We start from the raw sequence: 230 nt of genomic DNA, 5'->3' as shown, positions 1-230 counted from the left end.
AAAGAAAAAAGAGCTGCTAAAAAAGCAGAGGAAGAAAAAGCTGCAAAGAAACGTGCAGAAAAATCGGCAGAAGGAAAAGAAACGGGTGATTATACCTTATCCGTAACTGGTAATGATGTAAAAAGTATGACACAAAGCCTTGTAGCAGGATCTGTGAGTATTTCTGTACCTGATAGATCAAGTTTTGATATTAAGGCATAAGAGGGTTCGATAAAAGGAAAATATCAAAT

The 230-nt window shown here is 35.7% G+C and carries 1 pseudogene; it reads left to right on the top strand.

Annotated features, from left to right (window positions below):
- Window positions 1–201 (top strand): annotated as a pseudogene (locus DXB39_RS15135) (hypothetical protein); the annotation flags it as partial.
- Between the last annotated feature and the right edge of the window lie 29 nt (window positions 202–230).

It is taken from the genome of Roseburia sp. OM03-7AC, assembly GCF_003462625.1.
GTDB lineage: Bacteria > Bacillota > Clostridia > Lachnospirales > Lachnospiraceae > Roseburia_C > Roseburia_C amylophila.
This window is presented reverse-complemented; position numbering and strand designations above follow the sequence as displayed.